The sequence below is a fragment of the Parabacteroides chongii genome (genome assembly GCF_029581355.1).
Taxonomy (GTDB): Bacteria; Bacteroidota; Bacteroidia; order Bacteroidales; family Tannerellaceae; genus Parabacteroides; species Parabacteroides chongii.
The window spans coordinates 3,529,072-3,548,293 of the sequence record NZ_CP120849.1 but is presented as its reverse complement, the minus strand read 5'-3'; the positions used below and the strand labels follow the sequence as shown (position 1 = coordinate 3,548,293).

The window sequence follows — 19,222 nt, the reverse complement described above, 5'->3', positions numbered from 1 at the left end:
GTTTCAAATAATTAAAGTTTTCTGATTACCCGACAAGGGTTTCCAACAGCTACACTATTAGCAGGAATGGAACGGGTAACGACACTTCCTGCCCCGATAGTAGTGCCTTCTCCGATTTCCACTCCGGGCAGAATGACTACCCCGCCACCTATCCACACCTTTGCCCCTATTTTGATAGGTCGTACCGATGCTTTTCCGGCTGTCCTTTCTTCGGGGTTGATAGGGTGAATAGTGGTATAAAACTTCACGTCCGAGCCGATATATACATCATCGCCAATCTCCACGCCGCCTGCGGGCTGAAAGGTACAATTGGCATTGATGAATACACGATGCCCGAAGCGGATATGATTGCCGCCATAGTTGCAGTGCATCGGCGGGGCAATACTGACATCTTCCAACGATTGTTGAAAAAGTTCTTTCAATACTTGTTTATCTCCACTTGTATTGAAACGAAGCATCGCCTTATGCGTTTCGTCCCTCAATGCTACCAGTTCTTTATCCCATGCCCGATATTCTCTTTCGGACAATAAATTCTTTTCGTTTCTATTTTCATTCATGGTTATTGTTTTTACGATGTTTTATATTTCAGATATACAATACTATTCACATATTGCTTCATATACATTTTAAGAGTTGATAATCTTCTTCATTTACCGCTTCCAACCATGTGTCCTTGTTCTTTTCGGGATTGGGAATGACAGAAAGGTGGCTGAACTCATGGCTTGCAGATGCCCCGTGCCAATGCACCACTCCCGGACGAATGACAACGACATCTCCGGTTTGTAATTCACGGGCTGCATGTCCTTGCTCCTGATACCAGCCTTTCCCGGCAGTACATAGCAATATTTGTGTCCCGGTATGAATGTGCCAGCGAGTTCGTGACCCGGCTTCAAATGTTACATTACTGGTTTGGCATTTAGTGATGCTATCACCCGATACTAAACGCTGGTTCCATACGGTTCCCGTGAAATAATCGGCGGTTGATATTCTGCCTCTCGGAAATATATCTTCGATAGGACAGCCCATTGAAAACTTACGTTCGTATGCGGCACTTATTACCTTATTGGCACAGTAGGCTTCTTTGTTGCCTACCTGTTCTTTCAGCACATCTACAATGTTCCAGATTTGCATTTCGCTCAATCCGGCATTGGTGGCATATCTCAAGTGGATTTTAATCTGTCCTTCAGTGCCTTCGAGTGCAGACAATGCGGATAGTGTAGCTATTTCACGGCTTGTCTCATCAAGATTGCCACGTCCGAAAAGATAGCCGAACAGATGCGCTTTCAGACAATAGTCTATGGCTGGTGCAAAATCCATTATACCTCCCTTTACAAGATGCCCGGATAAGCGAGTTTGTATCTCTGTCCCCAATTCATAGAAATTTTTATCTTCAAGGGATGAACTTGCATTTTCTCCTTCAATAATTTGTTTTCCATTAGCCTTGCGCTCTTCTATTACCGCCATAAACGATGACATTGAATTCAAACTACGGGGGAAACCCGTATAGGCATAAAGATGCGTGAGTACTTCTTTTATTTCGTTTACCGTTAATCCAGCATCAAGTCCTTCGTTGAGAGCTTTCGGCAAATGTTTCAAGTCCCCTTTTGCCATAAAAGCAGCAATGGGTATAATAGCCTGTTGTCTGACACTAAGCGTATCTACATTCTGCGCTTCTACTGAAAACATATCACTCGTACCAAGTGTGGCACATAGGGTAGTCATTGCTATTATTTTCTGCATTACATTCATCGCCTTAGTTATTGTTGTTATCACATCTTTCAAATCGAACATCAACATCGCCAATCCCAGCGAAGATGCCAACATTTTCCTTTATATTCCCAATTGACTGCATCTGGAAATGTTCTCCATTCTGTGCATACATTATGACAAAACTATGCATGGGAGGATAATAGACAATTTCACCCACCTCATAGCCTCGTGTCCGTGCATTATCCGTAGGCAATGCTTCTGGAAAACGATAACACATTTCCCGTCCATACAAATCCATCATAGGTAAGGTTATAGGCAGTTTAGCGGCAAAGGCTTGAGCCGTAACATTGTCTTCAAGTGAAGCGATTAATGTATGTGTTCCCACTGTAATCTTGATTTTTGTTGCCATATTATTCTCGTTCTGATTGTTGTCGTTATCATTATTACTGTTGTCTGGTTCTGTTGTTTCCTCTGGAATTACAGGTTCTTCCATTCTGTTGTCATGTTCACATGCTGATAGCGACATTATCATACACATCGCCACCGAAAAGATTAATGCTTTTTTCATTGTTTCTAATTTTTGATATTACCGATTTTTTTCTCAATGCAAAATTACCGCTGCTGTTATAAAGATTTGGTAATTAAAACTCTGTTAGTTCTACCAATTTCAACGGTCGTTGCTTGTTTGTAATACCAATTCTTCTTTTTACTACCATTTTCTACGATTCTTCTTTATTCTCATTGAAAATGAGTACCTTTGTAACAAATTAAAATACAAAGGAATGAGTGAACTGTTCAAAGCGAACAATATAAACCTATACAATGATTGGGCTGGAGTAGAAACACAAAACCCATTAGTGGGTTTTATTGACTTTTCTACTGTGAAGCCACTGCGCCATGTGCGAAAAGTATACGGTTTCTATGCCGTGTTTCTGAAAGACCAAAAGTGTGGAGAAGTACGCTATGGTCGCAGATACTACGATTACCAGAACGGGACACTGATATTCATAGCTCCCGGTCAGGTATTTGGCGCAGAAGATGACGGTATGGAGTTCCAGCCTGAAGGCTACCTGCTAATGTTCCATCCTGATTTGTTACGGAACACACCGCTCGGACGGATGATGGACGAATATTCGTTTTTCTCTTATGAAATTAACGAAGCACTGCATATTAGCACAGTAGAACGGCAAATCATCATGGATTGCTTCAAAAAAATCCAATATGAATTGAACCATCCGATAGACCGGCATAGCAAGAACCTAATCACGGATAACATTAAAACTTTTCTTGACTATTGCACACGTTTTTACGACCGCCAGTTTATTACACGCGATAATCATAATCACGATGTCCTTACAAGGTTTGAGCGACTTATTAACGACTATTTTAACGATGGGACAGCCAAACAAATTGGCTTGCCCACCGTACAATATTGTGCTGATAAATTGAACCTTTCACCTAACTATTTCAGTGATTTGTTGAAAAAAGAAACAGGTTTTACACCCTTACGCTTCATTCATAACAAGGCAATTGAGATTGCCAAGACCGAACTTGTTTCTACTGAGTGCACTATCAATGAGATTGCTTATAATCTCGGTTTTCAATACCCTCAACATTTCACTCGATTATTCAAGAAAGAGGTGGGTTGTACCCCTAATGAATATAGAATACAGTTATCTTGAAAGATAAGATGCAAAATTCCATAATCATAACCTCATTCCCCGTCTGCGCTTTTTCTTTCTACGCAATATTTCTGCCATCTCCTGATTGGCTTCCGCATCGGCAGCGTTACAGGATGAACCGTGACCGTTCAACAATCCCAATGAGCCTCTGAAAAGTTCACCTCTTACAGTGTCGGAAGTTGCACTTGAGGTATCTGTTGTATAAACTTTCGATTTCAGTTTCATGCATTCCTCATACCTGTTGCGCTGCAAGGTTGCATCAATCTTGGAGTAACTGAAACGCCTGTCCACTTTGGATCCGTTGAAGTGGTAGCCGTTCATGGTGAAGACCACACCCTGCACTTCATTTGTCTGTCCCTTGTGTTTGAAGTGGACTTCCACACCCTGACGGTTAAGGTTGGCGACAAGCACGTTCCAGTTGCCGCACCTGCCCACTTCCGTTTTCAGTATGTCGTACAGCCTGTATTTCGTCCTGTCCGGCTCTTTCAGACGGTTGCGCTTGACATTATCCTTGCCGTCAGCCATGTGCAGACCGTATTTCAAAGTAAGCTCCTTGCAGATACGGGTGCTGCGTAATCGGTCGTTTCTGTCCGAGAGTGTCCTGCCGTCATTGCCTATGCGGTTGAAGGCGATATGCACATGCGGATGCTCCTTGTCGAAGTGGCGGGCTATGAAGAACTGTGTGTTGCGCAATCCCATCCTCTCCATATATTCAAGCGCGATATGTGCCATGATATGGTTCGTCAACCGTGGCTCGTCCTCTTTGGAGAAGCTGAGGGCAATATGTCCGACAGGCTTCGCCACCTTGCCATTCATCTGCGACTGGATATTGAAACTCATAACGATGGTCTCCTTGCTTTCCAAAAACAAACCGTTGGCTGCGATTTTCTGCACTCCCTTGTCCTTGTCAAGGATGTAGTCCACCACACCCTTGAAGTCGCTTCCTTTTACGATTTTCGCCATCATATTCCTATCTTGGTTAAGAGTTCATGGATTCTTGCCACTGCCACCTTACAGTCGTTACGTTCCTCATAGAATCCCCCTGCATTCGCCTTGTGCGCAAGCTGGTTCAGGTTGTTCGCCATGCCGCACAGGTTCCGCACATGGGTGGCGTGTTCCTCCGACAGCCGTCCTTTCACATGACCGTTTCGGAAACACTCCCTCATGTATTCGCTACGTGACACTCCGGCATCATGCGCCCGTGTCAACAAGCGGAAGTAGTCGGCTGCCGCCAGTTTCACGACGACACGGTATTCCAGTTTCTCGGCAGTCCCTTTCTTCGGACGACCGCCCTTGTTGCGTTTCTTGTCTTCCTTATATTTCATTTTCAAGTATTGTCAGTATAGTTAATGTATAGACCAACGGGATGTCGCTCCTTTGTATTCGGGAGCGGGTGGCAAGGGGTTTCGGTCTGCCCGAAACATAAACTTGCTACCCCACGATTTTAACCGAATCAATTTCGAGCAACTCCCGTTTTTCTCTTTTGATGCTTTATAATCCAAGCCCTTTTTTCTTCGGTTTAACGATGTTTCGGGAAGGTGGATTGACGGTTAAATTCTGCCGCTTGCGTCCCCTGCCGATACCGAAGTCGCATGGGTTGAGTTCGGTGTTCACCTTGAACGAGGCTTTGGTTTCCTTTCTTAGCGGTGATTTGTACCACAGGCTTTCGCTCTGCTGTTTCACGGGCGAATAGCCCAAACTTTGCAGATAGTCTGCTATTCTGATTTGTTTTGCTTCATGTATTGTCATAATGTATATTTCTACGGATTTGATGATGGTTGATAAAACGATGTTTTGATGATTTATATATTTAATATATTGATATATAACATTATATACTCTCATCATACATTCATCAAATTGCTTGCGAAAAGAGAAAATCATCATTTGCGATGTCGGCATGGTCTGTCCGTACTGTTTTCTCTTTTCATCAGCATTTTATTCTTGATTAAGGTTTGATGATGATATATTCTACTGATATTCAACATTGTTATATTCTTATTCATCAATTCATCAAAAAAAGAATCATAGTGTTTCCAAAAACTCTCGTGTCACTGTATAGAACCGCCCTGTCGTACGTTTGGGCGCATAGCGGCACTCTCTCGTGTAGTCCACCTGATAGGTGGTATATGTGAGTGTGTTGTGGGCAGGTTTCAGTTTCCAACGCTCCTGCAATACTCTCCGCACTTGGTATCTTTCCGCCTTGACATGCGAGTTTGTCAACAGGACGAGGATGTCATCGGGGCAGAACGAGAAAGTCTCCGAACCTACCCTGTCCATAATGTCGAGGATAAGCTCGTGCATCTCTACCTCCAATCGGTTGCGGTTGCTGCGAATGATGCGCTGCAAGGCTTCGGTATGCAGCAGCGAGGGGGCGAACCACATACGGCTTTTCTTTTCGGTGGACAGACTGCGATGTTGCAGATGGTAGAGAAATGCGGGTATCTCCGCTTTCAGCTTTTGCAGGAAGTCGGTATCATCCGACTGCAAGCGGTCTATCTTGCGTACCCAATAGCGTGTTTCCCCTGCATCTATAATTACGGGCAGATACTCGTTGTTGGAACACAGCACGAACTTGGCGAAGAATGCTATCTCGTTACGGTCTTTTCCTTTGGCTTCCACCTTGTAGGATAGTGCCGTGCTTAGGTTCTTCAACCGCTCGCTGTCCTCCCTGCGGCTCAGCAGCACCTCGTCCACCATGATAAGGAGTTTCCCTGCCCAGTCGGAATTGAACTGGCTGCGGAAATCCTCGTTGGTGTTAAATGTTACATTGTTTTGAAACAGGGCTTTCAGAAAATTGAGGAAGGTGCTTTTGCCTGTGTTGCGTTCTTCCGATACCAACAGCAGGATGGGCAACTTCTGTATGGGTTGCAGGTAGAGCAGTTGCAGATAGTCCATCCCCAACTCGTATTGTTCCCCGAAGATATGTTCCACCAATGAGCGGATAGAGGGAAAATCACCCTCCATCGGCTTGTGGTCTATCGGCTTATAGAGGTTGAGGAACTTACCGACTACGGGTTGATAGTCCACGTGTTCGGGTACGGTACAGAAACCGTCATACTTCGGCACGGTGGCAAGATAGTGCTTGCCGTAATCCTGCCGGAGTGTCTCGTTGTTCCACACGATGCGTTTCTTCACATAGCCGCCGTTCAGACGGGGCTGGTTCACCAACTTGTAGAGGGTCGTACCCACTCGGATAAACTCCTCCTTTGCGATGTTTTTTTGTTTCATAAGCACTTCATTTTAGTTTAATCAGTGCAAAACTCGGCAATTCATATAAGACGGATATATGACTCACGTATGAGTCACGTATAATTTTTCTTGTATTTGGATCGGAGACATATAGACAAAGCCCGAAGAAACACCACTCCAATGGCTGTTTCTTCGGACTTATCGTATTCATTCACATGAATGGCAATACACCCATTTATTTATCCATATAAATAGATTGTTGGCAATGGGAATACGCAATGGGTTCATTACTTCATGTCGTCACATTGATAGATTTCATGCTTGATACTTAGATATTTCCATACTGTTAACACCCAGCGAAAAGAAGATATTTATTTTTTCTTTTCGCAAGTACACCCTTTCAAGAATGGCATTGCGCACTTGTTCCGCACCGAAAGTATTGATGCGGAAAGCAAGTGCTACCACCATCGGGAAGCTGAACACGTCGGCATGATAGCCGTTATCCAATCGAACATACTTCTGCGCCTCGTATTCTTTCAAGACTCCGCTTTTATACACGGCTCTAATGGCGGCACGGATTGTCGGGGCTATCACCCCGAACAGTTCCACAAGCTCCAACTCGCTCATCCAAATGTCAGCGACATTCTCCGGCATGATGATGTTGCCGGATTCGTTCATTGTTATGATACCTCTTTCCATGCTCATCCCATTAATATGTTGTTAAACGACTGGTTGAGTTTGTTGCCGAACCTTGTAAGGTCGTCATCTATCTTCTGTATGGTGATTTTTGCGTAGAGCTGGGTCGTGACAATATTCGTATGTCCCAATACACGGCTTACACTTTCGATTGGCATACCTTTACTCAGAGCCAGCGTTGCGAAGCCATGCCGACTGCAATGGAATGATATTGACTTGGTTATACCACATTCCTTTATCATCTTTTTCAGAGGTTTGCATACAGACCAATAGTTGAGATTAGGAAACACGAGGTTGTTTTCCTGCTTCGATTTGTAACGCTCGATAATCTGCAACGGAATATCCAACAGTTTCACTTGGAACGGTACTTTGGTCTTGTGTCGTTTGGATAATATCCACTTCTCGCCATTCACCTCCACAATATCATCATGGGTCAGTTCTTGAATATCCACGAACGAGAGGGCGGTGAAACTGGCAAAGACAAAGATGTCACGGATGTATGCGAGCTTGCTGTCTGCGAACTCGTGTGTCATTACCGCTTTCAATTCATCCTCCGTGAGATATTCCCGTTCCTTTACATTCGGGCTGATGTGGAACTGTGCGAAAGGGTTGCGTGGTATCAGTCCGTTGTAATGCGCTTTCATGACCACACCTTTCAGCCACATGCAGTTTGACCATATCGAACCGTTCTGCAATCCTGCTTCCGTTGAGAGGTATGCGGCAAACTCCTTGATGAAGTCAGGGGTAAGTTCCAGCATGGACATGTCGCTGCGCCTGTAGAACGACTTGATAAAGGCGGCTACATGGTTTCTTGCCCGTACCCTTGCCCGATAGGTTGCCAGCACCCTGTCTTTGCCCACACGTTTCTTGAACGTCTCGTTTTCCTTGTCAAACGCTTTCAACAGTGTTTCATACTCGCTGCCGATACCCTGATAGGCATTGCGTACCATTTCAGCCGTAACGTATGCCTCACGGTCTGAAATTCGCTGGTAATGCTTGATGATTTGCGCCTTGATGTTGTCCAAAGCGTGATTGATGTTTCGTGCTTCAACGCTCTTGCCTTTGGCTCGGTTGCCTTTCGCATCCCAAAGTGTTTTCGGGATACTCCGTTTGCAACTGAACTGCGCCACAGTCCCGTTGATTGTCACCCGTCCCATGATAGGGACAATGCCGTCCTTCTCCTTGCTGCCGTTCACGTAGAACAGCACTTTGAATGTACTTCTTGCCATACTCGTTTTTTGTTTGCAAAGTTAAATATCAACGAGTTAGACCTTGTAAGCCAATCAAAGCCATACGAAGTAAATATCAGTGTCATGTGTTAAAAATCACCTCTTACCGGGTAATGATTTGCAAACCGTTCTCCTGCTTAGCTCTGCTTTTCTTTGCTTTTTCTGCATTTTCGGTTTGGCATCACCTGACACCCTAACGGTATTGACATTAAGTCATTTAGTGCCATTTCTCCCATTTTTCGAGGTTATTCCAGAGATTTTTTGTAATTTTGTAAATATATAGAAGTTGCAATACGAAAAGCATGAGTATCTCTGAAAAAAATAAAGATATTAGTTGTGTCAAGCATCAATGTACCGGATGCGAAGCTTGTTTCAATATATGCCCCAAACAGTGTATCCATAAAAAAAAAGGGGAATTAGGACATATATACCCTGAAATTGACTATAATAAATGTATTAAATGTAGTCTTTGTTTTCAAATTTGTCCAGCTGTTCAAGTTATCAATTTTCACTATCCCTTAAAAGCTTATGCAGCCTGGAGTAAAGACGAAAACGATTATAAGACAAGTACATCCGGTGGTGCTGCTTCTGTCTTTTCACAAGTAATCATTCAAGAAGGAGGCATAGTTTACGGTTGTACGGCAGATGGATTAAATATCCATCATATCCGAGTAGCCAATTGTGAAAAACTACCTCTGCTAAAAGGTTCTAAATATGTCCAAAGCCAGATAGGAGACTGCTATAAACTCATTCAGAAAGATTTGAAAAGTGGCAAAAAAGTATTATTTATCGGTACCCCTTGTCAATGTTCCGGATTAAAATCCTTTTTAAGAAAAGAATATGAACAGCTTATTACTGTCGATTTAATCTGTCATGGAGTACCTTCCATATCTATTCTTGAACGACATGCTGAGAATAAACTACATTGTTCAAAAGATGAAATAGAAACCATTCGCTTTAGAGAGGGAGCAGAGTGTATTTTAACCTTAGCTAATAAAAAAAATATATACATCAGCAACTTATGGGAACAACGTTATGAAGATGCTTATTACAATGCCTTTATGGATGGCTTTTCCTACCGAGACAGTTGTTATCACTGCAAATTTGCTCAAATCAAACGTTGCACAGATATTACGATTGGTGATTTTTGGGGATTAGGGAAAAAAGTTCCATTCACTGTTTCACATCCATTCGGAGTATCTGTCTTATTGCCTTGTACACACAAAGGGTTAAATTTTATTCACAGTTTGAATAACTATCTTTTCTTGTTCGAAAGAGATATTAAAGAGGCTGAAGAGGGGAATGATCAACTACGTGGTCCCAAAAGAAAAGCAATACGAATTAGAATATTTCGTTACCTGTTCCGTTTATTCTCATTAGAGAATAGTTTCAGACTTGTGAATATAGATCATCTTATAAAAAAACACATTAAAAAGATATATGCTATCTTCAGATAATAAACGTATTGCTAAAAATGCTGGTATGCTCTATGTAAGAATGTTTTTTTTACTTCTTACAACCCTTTATACGTCAAGAGTAATATTAGCTTCCTTAGGCATTGTGGATTATGGAATACAAAATGTAGTTGCAGGAATAATAACTATGTTTTCATTTCTCAATACTTCTATGTCCACAGCAACCCAACGTTACTTAACTTTCACATTAGGAACAGGCAATCAAGAAGAATTAAAGCGTATTTTTAGTACCTCATTCATAATACATTGCGGCATAGCTATATTTCTTTTAATAATAGCAGAGTCTGTTGGTGTCTGGTTTGTAAATAATAAATTAAATATACCTTTCGAACGTCTAACTGCTGCAAACTGGATTTTCCAGTTCAGCATGTTAGCCATGACACTAACAATCATACAAATACCATTCAATGCATTGCTTATAGCACACGAAAAGATGAATATTTATGCTTATATGTCTATTTTCGATGTGTTAACTAAACTATTTATTGCCTATACAATTGCGTGGTTTGACGGAGATAGACTGATTCTGTATGGTTTTCTCCTATTCATTCAAACCTGTATTTCCACCAGTATTTATATATTTTACTGCTCGAATCATTACAAAGAGTGCCGGTTCCGTTTTTATTGGTATAAAGACCTATTTAAACAAATCACATCTTTTGCTGGATGGAATTTGTTTGGCAGTATCGCCTGGATTATTAAAAGCCAAGGTAATAATGTTGTCTTAAACCTATTTTTTGGCCCAGTTGTCAATGCTGCTTACGGTATTGCCTTTCAAGTAACTAATGCCATAAAAAATTTTGTCGGGAACATTCAAATGGCTTTCAACCCTCAAATAACCAAAAAATATGCAGAAAACAAACAAAAAGAAATGATCAGTTTAATCTTCCAAAGTTCTAAATATTCATTTTTTCTACTGTTTTTCTTATCTCTTCCTGTTTTTATGCAAACAGATTTCATTTTACATATATGGTTAAAACAAGTACCTGATTATGCTGTCATATTTACCCAATTAGTAATATTGGAAGCTTTAGTAGACACTTTATCCGGACCAATGATTACCGGATTGATGGCTACTGGAAAAATCAAAATGTATCAGATTATTGTCGGTTCATTATTAATCATACCACTGGGTATATCTATAATCCTTTTAAAGCAGGGATTCGGTGTGACAACCATATTCTGGGTATCTATCATATTTACTTGTATATCCATTGGAGCACGTACCTGGTTCGGAAAATTACAATTTGCATTATCGATTAAACGTTATATACGATTTGTTATTTTTCGTTCTGTTTGTGTTGCCATTCCTTCTGGATTACTCACTTACGCTGTTGCAACATCAAAACTTACACCATGGCTATTATTTATCACTACAGGTGTATGTAGTAGCGTTTCAATCCTATTTTTCATCTACCTGATCGGGCTAGAAGAAGAAGAACGTTTGTTAGTTAGAAATTTATCAAATAAATTTATTAGAAAAATAAAACATTCATGAACAAAAAAGTCGGAATTATCACCTATCATGCAGCCCACAATTACGGATCTATGTTACAGGCGTATGCCTTGCAGCAAACGATACTAAAAATGGGATTCGATTGCGAAATTATTAATTTCAGAACAAAAAGGCAGCGAGAAATGTACACTCCTCGTTTTATGAATGGAACAAGCATCAGAAAAATAATAAAATACATACTAACACTTGGATATATAAAACAAAGCTATCAACAATATCAACTATTTGAAGATTTTTTATCTACTCAATTAATACTCACAGATAAAGAATATACCACTCTAGAAGAGCTTGAACAAGAAACTTGTCTAAAATTCGATTACACCATATCTGGTAGTGATCAAATATGGAATACTTTCTGCAGAGATTTTGATTGGGCCTATTTTCTCCCATTCGTCCAAACAGGAAAACGTATAGCTTATGCTCCAAGTATGGGGAGAAAAGTGACTATCGAAATGGGGAATACATATGATAGACAAATTGAACTCCTTTTAAAACAGTATAATATACTAAGTGCCCGAGAAAAAATGACAGCTCAGAAAATAAAAGAAATCACAGAATATCTTCCTGAGGTTGTTGTAGATCCTACCCTACTCTATCCAAGTAGTAAATGGCGAGAATTAGCAGGCAATACACCGCTTATCAAAAAAGATTACGTATTCTTATATATGCCTTGGTTCGATCAAGAAACCTTTGATTTAGCAATAGAATATGGTCGTCGTAAACAATTACCTGTGGTCCTCACTCTTTTACCTAATCAATCGAGATGGGATGTAATACATTTATTGCGAAAAGGAGTACAAATCTATTGCTCGACCGGTCCTTTAGAATTTTTAAACATTTGCAAAAATGCAAAAATAATTATAGGTAAGTCTTTTCATGCAGTCATTTTCTCGATGATATTTGAACGTCCTTTTTATGCTGTAAAAGGAATTAGCGATGACAGAATTAATAATTTACTACAAAAAGCCGGTATACTGGAACAACATAATTTAGACTCAAATAACTTTGAAAAAGTTATACAAAATCAGATTCCTGATAAAAATAATTATGATAATGCTTTTCAGTCCCTCTCTCAAGAGATAGAAAATAGTTTCTCTTTTTTAAAAAAAGCTTTAAAATAAATATTGATGAAGTATTCCACTTTTATCTCCGTTATTGTTCCAATATATAATGCAGAATCCTTTTTGGACAAATGTATTCAGAGTGTTTTACAACAAAGTTTCATTCATTTTGAATTGTTATTAATTAATGATGGAAGCAATGATCGTTCTGGTGACATATGCGAGCATTATGCACAAAAGGACACACGTATTAAAGTTATTCACCAACCGAATGGAGGAGTTAGCAAAGCCAGAAACAAAGGATTAGAAATCGCAAACAGCGAGTGGGTTACATTTATTGATGCTGATGACTGGATAGAAAAAGATACCTTACAAACTTACATAAATCACCTAAAGCCGGAAATAGATATGATTATTATGGGATATAATTTTGTTACACAAACAAATAAAATCATAAGCTATACGAGTTCTAATTATTTGGAAACCTCCAATAAGGCCCAAGTTTTGATAAAAATGGAAAATTCGCATTATTACGGTTTCCTTTGGAACCGTATTTTTAAAAAAGAGATTCTGGAAAAAAACCATCTCAGATTTCAAGAAGATCTCACATGGTGTGAAGATCACCTGTTTACTCATCAATACTTAACTTCTACTAATAGTAAAACAATATTCTTACCTGATCATAAGTATAATCATACAATTGAGCTATCAGAAAGTCTTTCTTTTCGTTATAATCATCCTTCAAAAATATTAAAAGAAGCCATATTAGAACGAGAAACAGACCTTATTATATTAAATGAATATCCTCATGAAGAACTTGAATCAATTATCAATAGCACATTCAGGAGCAGAATCGATGTTGCATTATGTTCACTCAAACATAAAAATTGTCATTTAACAATTTATGAAAAAAAGGATATCTTCCAGTATGCAGGAAAACTATTGAAAACCAACAGTTACTTATTCTTCTTCAACCAACGAATAAAAGATATTATAATGAGAATAGGTACTTTCTTCAAAACAAAGTAAGTTTCTGATGAACACAATACTTTTTAGAAAAACAAGCCTCTGTCTAGCAAGTCATTCAGAAACATGCATAAATAGTGCCTTACACTTTTCTCCAAATATTTTTATTTTAAATAACCAATAAAGGGTTCTATAAGCTTTTTTCTCCAACAATAAGAAAAAGAAATAATGTTTTCTACACAACCGATGTATAGGATATATTCGCAACCTTTCTTGAACTTCTTTATTGGCAGATATTCTCTTTAATGCACATAACGCATCACTTTTATTGTATCTCACCTCAAACGAAACTGTATCCAGTGTTACCTTCAAAAGTAAATAATCCAAAAAGGTATCCATATTTTCCAATGAACTCGAAGCAACCATCTCCATGGAAGCTTTCCATAATTTCAAAACATCACCGAACCTGTCTTTTCTGTATGTTGTTGTCAATGAATTATCATTCAAACAATAATTATATAATAAGTCCGGTATAATAACAATCTTCCGGCACAAAGGAATTAGTGACAAATGAAATATCAAATCCTCAGAAATTAAATCCCTTTCAGAGCAGAAGCGGATCCCCCCCTCAGTGAAAAGAGTATTCTTATAAATGCCATGCCATACGGAATAATTATGACGATACGAATATTCGCTATCAGGATCAATACCGATCATTCCTCTCAACACATTATAACAATCTGGAGCTTCCATCACCATTTTCTGATCGACATCCTTATGTTCTGAAACACAAATATCATTTCGAACACTTTTATAGCCACACATAACATAATCAGCATTCTCTTCAAGAGCGACCTTCAATAATATTTCAAAAGCTGTTACACTTACAAAATCATCCGAATCAACAAAAGCGATATAATCTCCTGTAGCAATCTCCAACCCGGAATTACGAGCAAAACCTAAGCCTGCATTTTGCTTATGTATGACCTTTACCCTACTGTCTTCTTTTGCATACTGATCACACATCGCAGGAGAATTATCGGGTGAGCCATCATCTACCATAATAATCTCAATGTCTTTCAATGTCTGATTTAACAAAGAATACATACACCGATTCAAGTATTTCTCAACTTTATAAATCGGTAAAATCACACTAACTTTAGGCTTCATATTTCTACTCATTTTACAATCGACAATAATTTCTTTGCAATAAAAATCATATGAGGCATCCTCTTTTTAACAAGAAAGTGAAGTAAATCTTCTTTGGCAGAACAAGTTACAATTTCTTTATCAACAAATTCAACAATACAGTCTTTTATACTTTTTATAACTCTACCTTTTTGTGACATAGCAATATCTAAACTTACACGACAAAAATGATACATCAACCGCCCTTCTATAAAATGTCGTTTGTCTTTCGGCATTTCTATCGAAGATAGTAGTTCTTCCATCTTTTCTTGCCGTAATTGCAGTATTTCTTTATAATTTGCTGGTATCTTATTACTCAATGTCTTCCTCTTTTCATTCTCATAATGTACATATTTGTAAGAAGCATGAGCTAAAGACACAAAAGAAGAGGCATACATACAACAATCAAAATAAAACAATGAGTCTTCATGTAACGAAAATCTTTCATTAAATTTCAAAGAATGTTCTACCACTATATTCCTTCGAACAACAAGAGAACACATATACCCTAATAAATCAATTTTAAACAAAGCATATAGAATTTCAGACAATGTTTCATTATCATTATCCGAAATTTTAAACGGAGGTATACGCTTTTGAATTGAATGACCACCAAAAGTTACATCATCCAAACCTAAAAAAATAATATCAAATTTTCCAAGATAAGATTGTATCAGCAAAAAGAAATCATCTTGTATCCAATCATCAGAATCAATAAAGAGCAAATACTCACCTTTCGCTTCTCGAAGTCCCCTGTTTCTAGCACTGGAAACTCCTCCATTCACTTGGTGAAAAACATGAATTCGATCATCCTTTTGTTGATAATCATCGCAAATAGCACCACTCTTATCCGAGGATCCATCATCTACCAACAACAACTCAAAATCTTGAAAAGATTGCCTCAATATGCTTTCCAGACATACAGGCAATACTTTCTCAACATTATAAACTGGAACAATTATAGAGATTAACGGAATCCTCATTTACTCTGACTCAACTTCTTATATTCATCCCACAGTACAAAAATCTGTTCTTTGATAAAAAGATACACCGCAGGAACAATCAATGTAAATACGAAAATAAACAAAGCTGCATATATCATTCTTGGTGCTACCTTTTTTTGTTTCACATAAGCCATTTCCACAACCCGAGCCCGATCCTTGCTATCTCCTATTGAATGAATAAAATCTTCCTTTTTCTGTAATAAAATCAAATAAAGAGCTTGAAAAATTTCCTGCTGACGTCTAAAATCAATATATTCTCTTTCCAACGTAGGAACCACTCCCATCTTATCCAAAAGAACCTTTTCCTTTCCCTTTAAATCACCTAAAGTCAGAGCTAAACTCTTTTTAGCATTTTCAATGGAAAGAAACACACTTTCACGCAATTGATCTACCTGTAGATTGATCTGTCCAATCAAAGGGTTTTCAGTTTTTGTACTTTGCATCAACTTAATACGTTCCAGTAAAGCTTCATTATAAGTTGTCACTGGACTAGATGTACTCTCACCCGCTCCAGAAGCCAAAGTGATAGGTACCAAGTTATATTTATTTTTCGGATCTTTAATATAATCATCCAACAAACCTATTAAATGTCCTTGTGCTTCCAATTCGATGATTTTCACCTGCAACTCTTTCATTTGCTCAGCGTAAAACAAAACATCGGACTCAATGTTTGTCATTTTATTTTGCAACTTATACTGTTCAATCTTATACTCAACCCGCGATAATTCATCCTCTATTACCTTCAATCTTTCATCTAAAAAGCGGATACTCTTTCCACTTTCTGCCTTTTTCACTGAATCTTCCTGACTATTATAAAGTTGCACCAAAGTCGATAACAAATCAACCCCTCTCTTCTTCTCATAATCTGTACACGAAATCTCCAATACATTACTATTCTTTGAAAACTCTTCAAACTCCATCGACTCAGAAAGATTTTCTGCAACTGCAACTGCAGGAGATATAGATAAATCCAAAGACAGAGGTTTTATCTCATCTTCTCGATAAGACAAAACAAACGTACCTTCTTCCATCTTTATTACAGCAGGTAAAGATTGGAATTCAAATGTTTTTTCACTTATATCCGATTCTGTCTTTATTTTTACAAAACCGGCTTTGTTTATTTTTACGCTGAAATCAATAGAATATTCCAAATTATCTAAAGTTTTGGAATCTGCAGATAACAACAAAGGAACATCCTCATACATTTGATATTTATACGCATATGGCTTATAATAAGAGACATTCATCCCCAGCTTTAAAACGACTTCTTTCAACAAAGAAGTGGATGACAATTTAGCCCTCTCATCATCCAAACTAAAACCAGTTCCGCTGATTCCTCCCAAACCAAACGATTTCATCAGCCCTGAAGCATCCCCTATATTAAGTCCGGCTCCAGTAGTACCTTTATCCTCCAGCAACTGGACTTTTGTCATCATCTCGTATGTTTTAGGAGTAAGAAACAAGTATAGAAAAGCAATCAGCACCGAACACCCCCCTATTGAAAAAATCAATTTCCAATGAAGCAGATAATTGACAATGATATTCTTCAAACTAATAGTTTCATTATCGTGTTGAATAGATTCCATATATGCAATTATTTTCTATTTAAATTAACAATCGTGATTACCATACTCGTTATGATTGAAACAGAGCTTATTACAGAGGTCAAAAGAGACATTGTAAAAGAACGGTCTGAACTTGTTCTTGAACGTTGTTTTATTCTTATCGGCTCTACATAGACTATATCGTTTTGTTTCAAATAAAAACATGGCGACGCAAATATTCCCGGATCAGTTATATCCATCCGATAAGTTTCTTTCACACCGTTATTATCACGAATCACCAATATATTTTTTCGGTTTGCAGATAATTGCAAATCACCTGCCATACCAATTGCATCCAAAATTGAAACCCTGTCATTCTTTATAGCCAATGTACCCGGACGAGAAACATCCCCCATCATAGTAATCTTAAAATTAAGCAACTGCACGTTCACTAAAGGATTCTCGACATACTTGGATATCATCTCCTCCAATTTCCCCGCAACTTCCTGCCGTGTCAATCCTGCCACATGTACTTTACCTAATACCGGGAAATTAATATTACCGTCCTGATCGACCAAATATGTATATAAGTTCTGAGAAGAAGCTATAGGTTGTTCCCCCTGAGGAACTACAGAATAAGCAAAAACGGGAGGATTGAAAGGAGTCACAGCTGCCGGATCCCATGCCGTAACGTTGATTGATAATAAATCATCATTTGATATTTTTGTTGTATAAGTTTGGCTCATTTCTATAAGTTGCTCCGGTGTCAACTCATCAATACCCTGAAAATAAACAACATCCTGTGGTGCCTTACATGCACACATAAATCCGAACAAACAAACAAATAACCAATATTTCAATTTCATGCTGTTATATAAATATTTCTAAAATTAAAACTGCAAAGATATAACTTTTATAGTGACCAACCAGCAAAAGCGCCATTATAAAAATGTTTACTTTTATAACGATGCAAATTTTGATATATTGCTGCATCAAAACAAAAAAAATAGGATATTATGTCATTTTCGAGTACTTTTGTATCAAAAGAAAAAGATTATGCTTGAAATAGGAAAGTACAACACGCTTAAGATAGTAAAAGACCTGGATTTTGGAGTTTATCTGGATGGCGGCAATGGGAAAGAGATATTGCTGCCGGCTCGTTACGTTCCCAAAAACGTGAAACCGGGAGATGAAGTGGAAGTTTTTATCTATCATGATAATGAAGGCAGACTTATTGCTACTACAGCCCATCCTTTGGCTACCGTTGGCGAGTTTAAGTTTATGGAAGTCAAATCGGTAAATAATACGGGAGCATTTTTGGAATGGGGTTTAATGAAAGACCTGCTTGTCCCTTTCAAAGAACAAAAAATGCCGATGCGCGAAGGAAAATGGTATCTGGTTTATGTTCATATCGACCATATTACAGGACGTATCGTCGCTTCCGCACGTATTGACAAGTACCTGGACAATGTCATGCCTGACTATACTCCCAACCAGGAAGTCAATTTGCTGGTTGCCGATGAAACAGATATCGGCTACAAAGTCATTATAAATAATCTGCATTGGGGATTATTGTACTACAACGAAGTCTTCCGCCGTCTGGAAAAAGGAGAAGAACTGAAAGGCTATATCAAAGAAGTCAGGGAAGATGAAAAGATAGATGTCAGCCTGACACCATTGGGATATCAAAAAATAGATGGACTGGCAGGAGTGATCCTCGAATCTTTGAAAAGCCAAGGAGGATTTATCGCCGTACACGACAAAAGTGATCCGGAAGTCATTCAGTCACTTTTTCAATGCAGTAAGAAAAGCTTTAAGCAAGCTATCGGTGCGCTGTACAAACAGCATCTTATTACATTGGAAGATGGTGGCATTAGTTTAGCTAAAAATCAAGACCAAACAGCTGAATAGCACAATATCGAATTACATATCAACAATTTAAAGGTGACGTCGAATTGA

At 38.7% G+C, this 19,222-nt stretch carries 18 protein-coding genes and 1 pseudogene; 6 read left to right on the top strand and 13 right to left on the bottom strand.

Features of this window, described 5'->3' with window-relative positions:
• Positions 1 to 11: 11 nt before the first annotated feature.
• The 3 genes from P3L47_RS13210 to P3L47_RS13200 are packed head-to-tail and all read right to left on the bottom strand — an operon-like array spanning position 12 to position 2,278.
• Entirely contained in the window at positions 12 to 557 is a 546-nt protein-coding gene (locus P3L47_RS13210) for a sugar O-acetyltransferase (RefSeq protein ID WP_277781073.1), read from the bottom strand.
• A 58-nt stretch (positions 558 to 615) separates the two neighbouring features.
• Entirely contained in the window at positions 616 to 1,824 is a 1,209-nt protein-coding gene (locus P3L47_RS13205) for an AraC family ligand binding domain-containing protein (protein ID WP_277781072.1), read from the bottom strand.
• Positions 1,754 to 2,278 carry a cyclophilin-like fold protein gene (locus P3L47_RS13200; protein ID WP_277781071.1) on the bottom strand — a complete coding sequence of 175 codons (525 nt, stop codon included), beginning with the start codon at positions 2,276 to 2,278 and terminating at the stop codon, positions 1,754 to 1,756. Before P3L47_RS13200 ends, P3L47_RS13205 begins: the two co-directional genes overlap by 71 nt.
• A gap of 214 nt (positions 2,279 to 2,492) precedes the next feature.
• Here P3L47_RS13200 and P3L47_RS13195 point away from each other — a divergent pair, with 214 nt between their 5' ends.
• A complete protein-coding gene (locus P3L47_RS13195) occupies positions 2,493 to 3,392 on the top strand; it encodes a helix-turn-helix domain-containing protein (protein ID WP_277781070.1) in 900 nt (299 codons plus the stop codon).
• A gap of 24 nt (positions 3,393 to 3,416) precedes the next feature.
• Here the strand turns inward: P3L47_RS13195 and P3L47_RS13190 are convergent, their stop codons facing one another.
• The 6 genes and pseudogenes from P3L47_RS13190 to P3L47_RS13165 form a co-directional block, all read right to left on the bottom strand.
• Entirely contained in the window at positions 3,417 to 4,358 is a 942-nt protein-coding gene (locus tag P3L47_RS13190; RefSeq protein WP_277781069.1) for a relaxase/mobilization nuclease domain-containing protein, read from the bottom strand.
• The gene (locus P3L47_RS13185) at positions 4,355 to 4,717 is read right to left on the bottom strand and encodes a MobC family plasmid mobilization relaxosome protein (protein ID WP_277781068.1); all 363 of its coding nucleotides are present in this window, start codon (positions 4,715 to 4,717) and stop codon (positions 4,355 to 4,357) included. Before P3L47_RS13185 ends, P3L47_RS13190 begins: the two co-directional genes overlap by 4 nt.
• A 244-nt stretch (positions 4,718 to 4,961) precedes the next feature.
• A pseudogene (locus P3L47_RS13180) lies at positions 4,962 to 5,240 on the bottom strand (toprim domain-containing protein); the annotation flags it as partial.
• Positions 5,241 to 5,417: 177 nt separating this feature from the next.
• A complete protein-coding gene (locus P3L47_RS13175) occupies positions 5,418 to 6,623 on the bottom strand; it encodes a primase-helicase family protein (RefSeq protein ID WP_277781067.1) in 1,206 nt (401 codons plus the stop codon).
• A gap of 276 nt (positions 6,624 to 6,899) precedes the next feature.
• On the bottom strand, positions 6,900 to 7,289 hold the full coding sequence (locus P3L47_RS13170; protein WP_277781066.1) for a virulence RhuM family protein: 390 nt from the start codon (positions 7,287 to 7,289) through the stop codon (positions 6,900 to 6,902).
• The gene (locus P3L47_RS13165) at positions 7,286 to 8,509 is read right to left on the bottom strand and encodes a site-specific integrase (protein WP_277781065.1); all 1,224 of its coding nucleotides are present in this window, start codon (positions 8,507 to 8,509) and stop codon (positions 7,286 to 7,288) included. Before P3L47_RS13165 ends, P3L47_RS13170 begins: the two co-directional genes overlap by 4 nt.
• A 302-nt stretch (positions 8,510 to 8,811) precedes the next feature.
• Between P3L47_RS13165 and P3L47_RS13160 the strand changes: the two genes are divergently transcribed.
• Genes P3L47_RS13160 through P3L47_RS13145 form a run of 4 tightly spaced genes read left to right on the top strand, consistent with a single transcriptional unit; the run spans position 8,812 to position 13,590 of the window.
• Complete coding sequence (locus P3L47_RS13160) at positions 8,812 to 9,966, top strand: Coenzyme F420 hydrogenase/dehydrogenase, beta subunit C-terminal domain (protein ID WP_277781064.1); 1,155 nt, start codon at positions 8,812 to 8,814, stop codon at positions 9,964 to 9,966.
• Positions 9,950 to 11,482, top strand: a complete 1,533-nt coding sequence (locus tag P3L47_RS13155; protein ID WP_277781063.1) for an oligosaccharide flippase family protein — start codon at positions 9,950 to 9,952, stop codon at positions 11,480 to 11,482. Before P3L47_RS13160 ends, P3L47_RS13155 begins: the two co-directional genes overlap by 17 nt.
• A complete protein-coding gene (locus P3L47_RS13150) occupies positions 11,479 to 12,621 on the top strand; it encodes a polysaccharide pyruvyl transferase family protein (protein WP_277781062.1) in 1,143 nt (380 codons plus the stop codon). The genes P3L47_RS13155 and P3L47_RS13150 overlap by 4 nt, the downstream gene beginning before the upstream one ends.
• A gap of 6 nt (positions 12,622 to 12,627) precedes the next feature.
• Positions 12,628 to 13,590, top strand: a complete 963-nt coding sequence (locus P3L47_RS13145; protein WP_277781061.1) for a glycosyltransferase family 2 protein — start codon at positions 12,628 to 12,630, stop codon at positions 13,588 to 13,590.
• A 51-nt stretch (positions 13,591 to 13,641) separates the two neighbouring features.
• On the opposite strand, the gene P3L47_RS13140 is transcribed toward P3L47_RS13145, so the two are convergent.
• Genes P3L47_RS13140 through P3L47_RS13125 form a run of 4 tightly spaced genes read right to left on the bottom strand, consistent with a single transcriptional unit; the run spans position 13,642 to position 18,129 of the window.
• Complete coding sequence (locus P3L47_RS13140) at positions 13,642 to 14,697, bottom strand: glycosyltransferase (protein ID WP_277781060.1); 1,056 nt, start codon at positions 14,695 to 14,697, stop codon at positions 13,642 to 13,644.
• Between the two features lie 8 nt (positions 14,698 to 14,705).
• Positions 14,706 to 15,698 (bottom strand): glycosyltransferase family 2 protein, encoded by a 993-nt coding sequence (locus P3L47_RS13135; protein ID WP_277781059.1) that lies wholly within the window; start codon positions 15,696 to 15,698, stop codon positions 14,706 to 14,708.
• Complete coding sequence (locus P3L47_RS13130) at positions 15,695 to 17,305, bottom strand: GumC family protein (protein ID WP_277781058.1); 1,611 nt, start codon at positions 17,303 to 17,305, stop codon at positions 15,695 to 15,697. The genes P3L47_RS13135 and P3L47_RS13130 overlap by 4 nt, the downstream gene beginning before the upstream one ends.
• Before the next feature lie 8 nt (positions 17,306 to 17,313).
• Positions 17,314 to 18,129 carry a polysaccharide biosynthesis/export family protein gene (locus P3L47_RS13125; RefSeq protein ID WP_122362700.1) on the bottom strand — a complete coding sequence of 272 codons (816 nt, stop codon included), beginning with the start codon at positions 18,127 to 18,129 and terminating at the stop codon, positions 17,314 to 17,316.
• 190 nt (positions 18,130 to 18,319) lie between these two features.
• On the opposite strand from P3L47_RS13125, the gene P3L47_RS13120 reads away from it, so the two are divergent.
• On the top strand, positions 18,320 to 19,174 hold the full coding sequence (locus tag P3L47_RS13120; RefSeq protein WP_122362701.1) for a CvfB family protein: 855 nt from the start codon (positions 18,320 to 18,322) through the stop codon (positions 19,172 to 19,174).
• Positions 19,175 to 19,222: the final 48 nt, after the last annotated feature.

Bases quoted from the DNA above. Each gene is read 5' to 3' on its own strand.
- P3L47_RS13195 (WP_277781070.1), top strand. From the start codon at position 2,493: ATGAGTGAACTGTTCAAAGCGAACAATATAAACCTATACAATGATTGG.
- P3L47_RS13120 (WP_122362701.1), top strand. From the start codon at position 18,320: ATGCTTGAAATAGGAAAGTACAACACGCTTAAGATAGTAAAAGACCTG.
- P3L47_RS13175 (WP_277781067.1), bottom strand. From the start codon at position 6,623: ATGAAACAAAAAAACATCGCAAAGGAGGAGTTTATCCGAGTGGGTACG.
- P3L47_RS13165 (WP_277781065.1), bottom strand. From the start codon at position 8,509: ATGGCAAGAAGTACATTCAAAGTGCTGTTCTACGTGAACGGCAGCAAG.
- P3L47_RS13145 (WP_277781061.1), top strand. From the start codon at position 12,628: ATGAAGTATTCCACTTTTATCTCCGTTATTGTTCCAATATATAATGCA.
- P3L47_RS13185 (WP_277781068.1), bottom strand. From the start codon at position 4,717: ATGAAATATAAGGAAGACAAGAAACGCAACAAGGGCGGTCGTCCGAAG.
- P3L47_RS13200 (WP_277781071.1), bottom strand. From the start codon at position 2,278: ATGAAAAAAGCATTAATCTTTTCGGTGGCGATGTGTATGATAATGTCG.
- P3L47_RS13190 (WP_277781069.1), bottom strand. From the start codon at position 4,358: ATGATGGCGAAAATCGTAAAAGGAAGCGACTTCAAGGGTGTGGTGGAC.
- P3L47_RS13170 (WP_277781066.1), bottom strand. From the start codon at position 7,289: ATGAGCATGGAAAGAGGTATCATAACAATGAACGAATCCGGCAACATC.
- P3L47_RS13150 (WP_277781062.1), top strand. From the start codon at position 11,479: ATGAACAAAAAAGTCGGAATTATCACCTATCATGCAGCCCACAATTAC.
- P3L47_RS13210 (WP_277781073.1), bottom strand. From the start codon at position 557: ATGAATGAAAATAGAAACGAAAAGAATTTATTGTCCGAAAGAGAATAT.
- P3L47_RS13160 (WP_277781064.1), top strand. From the start codon at position 8,812: ATGAGTATCTCTGAAAAAAATAAAGATATTAGTTGTGTCAAGCATCAA.
- P3L47_RS13140 (WP_277781060.1), bottom strand. From the start codon at position 14,697: ATGAAGCCTAAAGTTAGTGTGATTTTACCGATTTATAAAGTTGAGAAA.
- P3L47_RS13135 (WP_277781059.1), bottom strand. From the start codon at position 15,698: ATGAGGATTCCGTTAATCTCTATAATTGTTCCAGTTTATAATGTTGAG.
- P3L47_RS13125 (WP_122362700.1), bottom strand. From the start codon at position 18,129: ATGAAATTGAAATATTGGTTATTTGTTTGTTTGTTCGGATTTATGTGT.
- P3L47_RS13155 (WP_277781063.1), top strand. From the start codon at position 9,950: ATGCTATCTTCAGATAATAAACGTATTGCTAAAAATGCTGGTATGCTC.
- P3L47_RS13130 (WP_277781058.1), bottom strand. From the start codon at position 17,305: ATGGAATCTATTCAACACGATAATGAAACTATTAGTTTGAAGAATATC.
- P3L47_RS13205 (WP_277781072.1), bottom strand. From the start codon at position 1,824: ATGTTGGCATCTTCGCTGGGATTGGCGATGTTGATGTTCGATTTGAAA.